This window comes from Bathymodiolus azoricus thioautotrophic gill symbiont (assembly GCF_001298715.1).
In the GTDB taxonomy this organism is placed as follows: Bacteria; Pseudomonadota; Gammaproteobacteria; order PS1; family Pseudothioglobaceae; genus Thiodubiliella.
Genome location: NZ_CDSC02000493.1, coordinates 1 through 6,983, shown reverse-complemented (window position 1 = coordinate 6,983; position 6,983 = coordinate 1). Strand labels below are relative to the sequence as shown.

Below are 6,983 nucleotides of genomic sequence, written 5' to 3'. Positions count from 1 at the left end.
AATTTTAATTATGGATAGACTACAAAAATTGATTGCCACAGCTGGTTATGGTTCACGCCGTTGGGCGGAGAGGCTGATTGAGCAAGGACGCATCGAAGTTAACAACAAAACCGCTAGTATTGGTGATAAGGCGCAAATAACAGACACAGTTAAGATTGATGGGCGAAAAATTGACCTTACGCGTTATCAAGAGGAAGAAATCAAAGTTATTATTCTGAATAAACAAGCAGGGGTTATCTGCTCTAACAAAGACGAGAAAGGGCGCAAGAGTGTTTTTGATTTATTACCCAAAGAGTCGCGTTGGGTAATGGTAGGGCGACTAGATTTAAACACCTCAGGCTTGTTGCTATTCACCAATAATGGCGATTTAGCCAACAAACTCATGCGCCCAAGTTCTGAGATTGATAGAGAATACGCAGTTAGGGTCTTGGGAAAAGTTGAACCAGAAGATTTGCAGCAATTAACAGATGGTATTGAATTAGATGATGGCTTTGCCAAATTTACGCGTGTATCTGTTGGTGGTGGACAAGGTGCAAATCGTTGGTATAAAGTGGTGTTGAAAGAAGGGCGCAAGCGTGAAGTGCGTCGCTTATGGGAATCACTAGGCTTTAAAGTATCGCGCTTAATCCGCATTCGTTTTGGTGAAATTCGTCTGCCAGATAATCTCAGGGCAAACCAAGTCGATACTCTCAAGCCTGGGCAAGTAAAACTACTATTAGACATGGTTAATTTGCAGAAGTAAATCAAGTCATATAAGGTGTTCATCAAGTATAATGACGCCTTTAATATTACTATTCTCTAAGTATTAATGTCTGATTACAAATCCACACTAAATTTACCTGCCACTAAATTTGCCATGAAGGCAAATCTCGCTAATCGAGAGGGTGGATTCTTACAAAAATGGCAAGATGATGGCTTATACGCTCAAATTCGCAAGAACAATGAGGATAAGCCAAAGTTTATTTTGCACGACGGTCCTCCGTATGCAAATGGCGATATTCATATTGGCCATGCTGTTAATAAAGTACTTAAAGATATTATTATTAAGTCTAAATCATTGTCGGGCTTTGACGCACCATATGTCCCAGGTTGGGATTGTCATGGTTTGCCGATTGAACTGAATGTTGAAAAGAAAAAAGGCAAAGTTGGACACAAGATTGATGCTAATTCATTTAGAGCAGAGTGCAGAAAATATGCCGATACGCAAGTTAATAAACAAAAACAAGATTTTCAGCGCTTGGGTATTTTGGGTGATTGGGATAACCCTTATTTGACCAAAGACTTTGGTTATGAAGCGGATATTGTCCGTGCATTAGGCAAGATAGTTGAGAACAACCATGTTGCTAAAGGCTACAAGCCTGTGCATTGGTGTACTGAGTGTGGCTCTGCATTAGCTGAAGCAGAAGTTGAATACCAAGACAAGCAATCCGATGCGATTGATGTTAAATTCACCTTGATTGACAGCACACTGTTTGGTGTTGATAAGCCAGTATCCATCGTTATTTGGACGACCACACCTTGGACGCTGCCTGCGAATGAAGCAGTTGCGCTACACCCTGAGCTGAACTATGTATTGGTTGATACGGGTGATGAGTATTTATTGTTGGCACAAGCCTTAGCTGAAAATGCACTTTCTCGTTACGACATACAAGGTGCTACTGTTGGTGAGAAAACTTTTTCAGGTAGTGAAATTGAAGGTTTAAAAGCACAACACCCATTTTATGACAAGCAAGTGCCTGTGATTTTGGGCGAGCATGTGACTATTGACGCAGGAACAGGCGCAGTACACACAGCACCTGCGCACGGTCAAGAAGATTACGCAGTGGGCTTGAAATACGGCTTGCCTGTTGAATGTCCTGTAGATAGTCGTGGCGTGTTTTTTGAAAACACAGAATTATTGGGCGGGCAGTTTATTTTTAAGGCGAATGCCAGTGTTATTGAAATTTTAGAAAATACAAATACGCTGGTTAAGCATGAGCTCTTGCAACATTCTTATCCGCATTGCTGGCGTCATAAAACGCCGGTGATTTTCCGTGCAACGCCGCAGTGGTTTATCTCTATGCAGCAAAATGGCTTGCGTGATGCAGTGAATAGGGAAATCCCGAAAGTCAATTGGATTCCTGATTGGGGTAAAAAACGCATTGAACTGATGGTGGGTAATCGTCCAGATTGGTGTATCTCCAGGCAGCGTTTTTGGGGCGTGCCAATTACACTATTTGTACACAAACAAACGGGTGAATTACATCCAGATACGCAAGCGTTATTTATTAAAGTGGCAGATAAAATTGAAAAGAGTGGCATTGAAGCGTGGTTTGAATCTGATATTGAAGATTTCTTAGGCGCCGAGGCTAAAGACTACGATAAAACTACCGACACACTAGATGTGTGGTTTGATTCAGGGGTTTCGCATTTTGCGGTTTTAAAGCAAAGAGACGAGTTATCTGATGTAGCAGATTTATATCTTGAAGGCTCAGACCAGCATCGCGGTTGGTTCCAGTCTTCGTTAATCTCATCAGTTGCCATCAATGGCAAAGCGCCTTATAAGCAAGTATTAACGCATGGCTTTACCGTTGATAAACACGGCAAGAAAATGTCTAAGTCGCTTGGCAATGTGATGAGTCCACAAAAGGTGGTGAATAATCTCGGTGCAGATATCCTGCGCTTGTGGATTGCAGGAGCAGATTATACTGGCGAGATGACGGTGAGTGATGAAATCCTAAAACGCAGTGCAGATTCGTATCGCCGCATTCGCAATACCATGCGTTTTATGTTGGCGAATACCACTGGATTTGATCCTAAAATACATCAACTTGATGACAATCAAGTCCTAGATTTAGATAAATGGATAATGGCAAAAACTGCCAATTTGCAAATTCAAATTTTGCAAGCGTATGGGCAATATAATTTTCATCAAGTAATACAGTTAATTTTGAATTTTTGTAGCAATGACTTGGGTGGTTTTTATTTGGATGTTATTAAGGATAGACAATACACCACACAGGAAAACTCAGTCGCCAGACGCAGTGCACAAACAGCGCTCAATCATATTTTAGAAGCAATGGTGCGTTGGTTGGCGCCAGTATTGTCATTCACAGCAGAAGAGATTTGGCAAAGTATGCCCAATGAAAAGACAGACAGTATTTTCTTGCAAGAGTGGTATCAGGAACTTAATGAGAATTACAGCAATAAGGCGATTGATATCGCGCGTGCTATCAACCCATTTATTCGTAAACAAATGGAGCAAATGCGCAACGATAAAGTCATTGGCTCATCATTAGATGCTGAAGTGGATATTTATTGTGATGATAACACTTGTAAATTGTTAGAAAAATTAGGCGATGAATTGCGTTTTGTATTTATTACTTCTTACGCTAGAATTCATCCAATTAGCAAAAAAATTGATGATTGTGTTGAAGCGGGCGCAGGCGTATTCATCAAAGTTATTGAGTCTAAGCACGAGAAATGCGTACGCTGTTGGCATCATCGTGAAGACATTGGCAATAATAATGAGCATTCTGAACTTTGTAGTCGTTGCGTGGAAAATGTCGTGGGTGATGGTGAAGAAAGAAAATTTGCATAATCCATAATGAAAACACTCAATCTTGATTTAGGCGAAAAATCTTACCCAATTTATATTGGGCAGAATTTGCTTAACCAAAAGGAATTACTCACCAATCATATTTCTGGCAAGCAAGTGATGATTGTGACTAACACAACCGTTGCCCCACTTTATCTTGCCAAGGTGAAGACCTTGCTTTCCTCTTTTACAGTGGCTGAGGTTATTTTGCCCGATGGTGAAGCGTATAAAACGCTAGACACGCTTAATACAATATTCACAGCGTTATTAGAGGTGCGTTTTGACCGCTCCTCAATGCTGATTGCCTTAGGTGGCGGTGTTATTGGTGATATGACAGGTTTTGCGGCAGCGAGTTATCAGCGCGGTGTGGATTTTATTCAAATTCCAACCACTTTGCTTTCACAAGTTGATTCCAGTGTGGGTGGCAAGACAGGGGTAAATCACGCATTGGGTAAGAATATGATAGGCAGCTTTTATCAGCCAAAATGCGTGGTGATTGATGTCAATACCTTGGACACTTTGGACAACCAACAATACTCAGCAGGGCTGGCTGAAGTGATTAAGTATGGCTTATTAGGTAATGCGGATTTTTTAACTTATCTGCAAAATAAGGTAGACGGCTTAATGGCTAGGGATAAAGGTTTAATCATTGAGGCTGTATATCAATCTTGCTTTGACAAAGCTGATATTGTGGCGCAAGATGAGTTGGAAGCTGGTAAGCGTGCGCTACTCAATTTAGGGCATACCTTTGGGCATGCGATTGAAAATACATTGGGCTATGGTGTTTATTTGCACGGAGAAGCAATCTCCGTGGGTATGCTAATGGCAGCTAAGTTGTCGGCATTAGAGGGCTTTATCACTGATAAAGAGGTGCAACAAGTTGAGTATTTATTGCAAAAAGTCAATCTACCTATAACTATCAGCAGTAAAATAGACTACCAAGATTTTATGGCTGCAATGAGCGTTGACAAGAAAGCCATTGATGGGGAGATTCGTCTTGTTTTGATGAAAAAAATAGGGCAAGCATTCATTAGTAACGATTATCAGCAACATAATTTAGAGCAAACAATTAAGGATTTTTTATGAGTGATAAAGACATTAAAGAAAATGAAGGTATTAAGAGTGATGCGATTAACGATGATGATGTAATGATCAGTACTAGTATTTCTGACTTGGAAAAAATGCTAGAAAGTGTGGAAGAACACGCAGACAAACGCACAAATACTAAATTTGAGCGTTTCTTTATGCCTTCGTTAATTGTTTTTAGTTTGTTGGCATTTGGTGGATTTATGATTATTTATTCAATTACACAAGATATGACCAAGTTAGCCAAGGCAATGGACCCTAAAATGGGTGGCAATATGTCTTCTATGGTTGTTAGTATTGATAATTTATCAAAAAATGTCGCACGAATGAGTCAATCAGTTGGGGAAATGCAAAAAGATTTTTCCAGTGTTAGTAAAAACATGATGATTGTTGCCAAAAAACTTGATAATTTAGACAGCATTTCTACCAATATGGCGCAAATCAATGCCAAGATGGGTGCACTTAAGCCAATGTTGGCGAATATGCAAGAAATGAACAACAATATGATTGGTATGCAAAAATCAATGCTATGGATGCAGCGTGATATCTCTACACTGCGCTCTTCTTTTGGCAAGCCAATGAGTGTTTTTAATTCAGTGCCATTTCTATAACAAAATATTGGCATGATTGATAACACCCAACTCAAGCAGATTGCGCATCTGGCCAAACTTAGCATTGATAGCGATGTATTTGATGCAACCATGCAAGATTTGAACAATATTTTGACACTTGCTGAACAATTAGGCGAGATTGATACCGATGATGTTACGCCAATGGCGCATCCACTACATATGACTCAGCGCCTTAGAGAAGACAAAGTTACAGAAGAAGACCAGGTCAAAGTCTTTCCAGTCAATTGCACCAAAAATTGGCAAACAGCATTATTTGGTGCCAACAGTGATTGAGTAGTATGGGTATTCACAATAAAACGATCGCTGAGCTAGCGCAAGGGCTAAAGAGTAAGGAATTTTCTTCTGTTGAATTAACGCAGAATTATCTGGATAGAATTAATGCCTCAGACCTAAATGCATTTATCACCATAACCGACGAAGCAGCAATAAAACAAGCGCAAGCCGCTGATGAGAAAATTGCCAAAGGTAATGCAGGGCTATTGACAGGTATCCCTTACGCACATAAAGATATCTTTTGTACCAATGGCATAAAAACCTCTGCAGGCTCTAAAATGCTGGATAACTTTATCGCACCTTATGATGCGACTGTTACTCATAAATTTAATCAAGCAGACCTAGTGATGTTGGGTAAAACCAATATGGATGAGTTTGCTATGGGTTCAAGCAATGAAAATTCATTTTATGGCGCGGTTAAAAATCCATGGAACAAAAACAAATCCCCAGGTGGCTCATCAGGCGGCTCTGCTGCTGCGGTTGCTGATCGTTTAGTACCTTTTGCAACGGGTACTGATACAGGTGGCTCTATTCGTCAGCCATCAAGTCTATGCGGTATTACGGGCTTAAAGCCAACTTATGGATGTATCTCTCGTTACGGTATGATTGCTTATGCTTCAAGTCTTGACCAAGCAGGGCCAATAACACAAACAGCCAAAGATGCAGCATTGGTGCTCAATGTGATGGCAGGTTTTGATGAGAAAGACTCTACCAGTGCACAGCGTGATGTTGAGGACTATACGCAGTCACTCAATAATTCTATTAAAGGTCTAACCATTGGCTTACCAAAAGAGTTTTTCTCAGAAGGGCTGGATGATGGCGTTGCTTCTGCAACTATGGCTGCTGTGAAAGAGTTTGAAGCATTGGGTGTCAGTGTCAAAGAAATATCACTCCCCAATTCAAAATACGCCATCCCCACTTATTACATCGTCGCCCCTTGTGAATGCTCATCCAATCTGTCCAGAATGGACGGTGTGCGTTTCGGTCATCGTTGCACCGACCCAACAGACCTAGAAGACCTCTACCTTCGCTCTCGCACCGAAGGCTTCGGCGAAGAAGTCAAACGCCGCATTATGATTGGTACTTACGCACTCTCTGCCGGCTATTATGATGCCTATTATTTTAAAGCACAAAAAACCAGACACCTTATTAGCAATGATTTTAAAGAAGCCTTTAAAAAGGTGGATGTAATTATGGGCCCCGTCAGCCCCACTACCGCATTTGACTTAGGTTCATTCAAGGACCCAGTATCTATGTACTTGGCCGATATTTATACCTTGAGTGCAAACCTTGCAGGTTTGCCAGGGATGAGCATACCAGCAGGTTTTTCGCAGAAACTACCAGTCGGTTTGCAGATGATTGGTGATTACTGGTCTGAGTCAAAACTCCTTAATATCGCCCATCAATTTCAACAG

6 protein-coding genes are annotated in these 6,983 nt (G+C 40.8%); all 6 read left to right on the top strand.

Annotated features, from left to right (window positions below):
* Positions 1-742 (top strand): pseudouridine synthase (locus BAZSYMA_RS09300; protein ID WP_241502615.1); only part of this gene is annotated, 742 nt, incomplete at its 5' end.
* 66 nt (positions 743-808) lie between these two features.
* Positions 809-3,580, top strand: coding sequence for an isoleucine--tRNA ligase (ileS, locus tag BAZSYMA_RS09295; protein ID WP_090718413.1), 2,772 nt, complete (start codon positions 809-811; stop codon positions 3,578-3,580).
* 6 nt (positions 3,581-3,586) lie between these two features.
* The gene (gene aroB / locus BAZSYMA_RS09290) at positions 3,587-4,663 is read left to right on the top strand and encodes a 3-dehydroquinate synthase (protein ID WP_090718410.1); all 1,077 of its coding nucleotides are present in this window, start codon (positions 3,587-3,589) and stop codon (positions 4,661-4,663) included.
* On the top strand, positions 4,660-5,274 hold the full coding sequence (locus tag BAZSYMA_RS09285; RefSeq protein WP_090718407.1) for a hypothetical protein: 615 nt from the start codon (positions 4,660-4,662) through the stop codon (positions 5,272-5,274). The genes aroB and BAZSYMA_RS09285 overlap by 4 nt, the downstream gene beginning before the upstream one ends.
* 12 nt (positions 5,275-5,286) lie before the next feature.
* Positions 5,287-5,568 carry an Asp-tRNA(Asn)/Glu-tRNA(Gln) amidotransferase subunit GatC gene (gatC, locus tag BAZSYMA_RS09280; protein ID WP_338152909.1) on the top strand — a complete coding sequence of 94 codons (282 nt, stop codon included), beginning with the start codon at positions 5,287-5,289 and terminating at the stop codon, positions 5,566-5,568.
* Positions 5,569-5,579: 11 nt separating this feature from the next.
* Positions 5,580-6,983 (top strand): Asp-tRNA(Asn)/Glu-tRNA(Gln) amidotransferase subunit GatA (gene gatA / locus BAZSYMA_RS09275; RefSeq protein ID WP_090718419.1); only part of this gene is annotated, 1,404 nt, incomplete at its 3' end.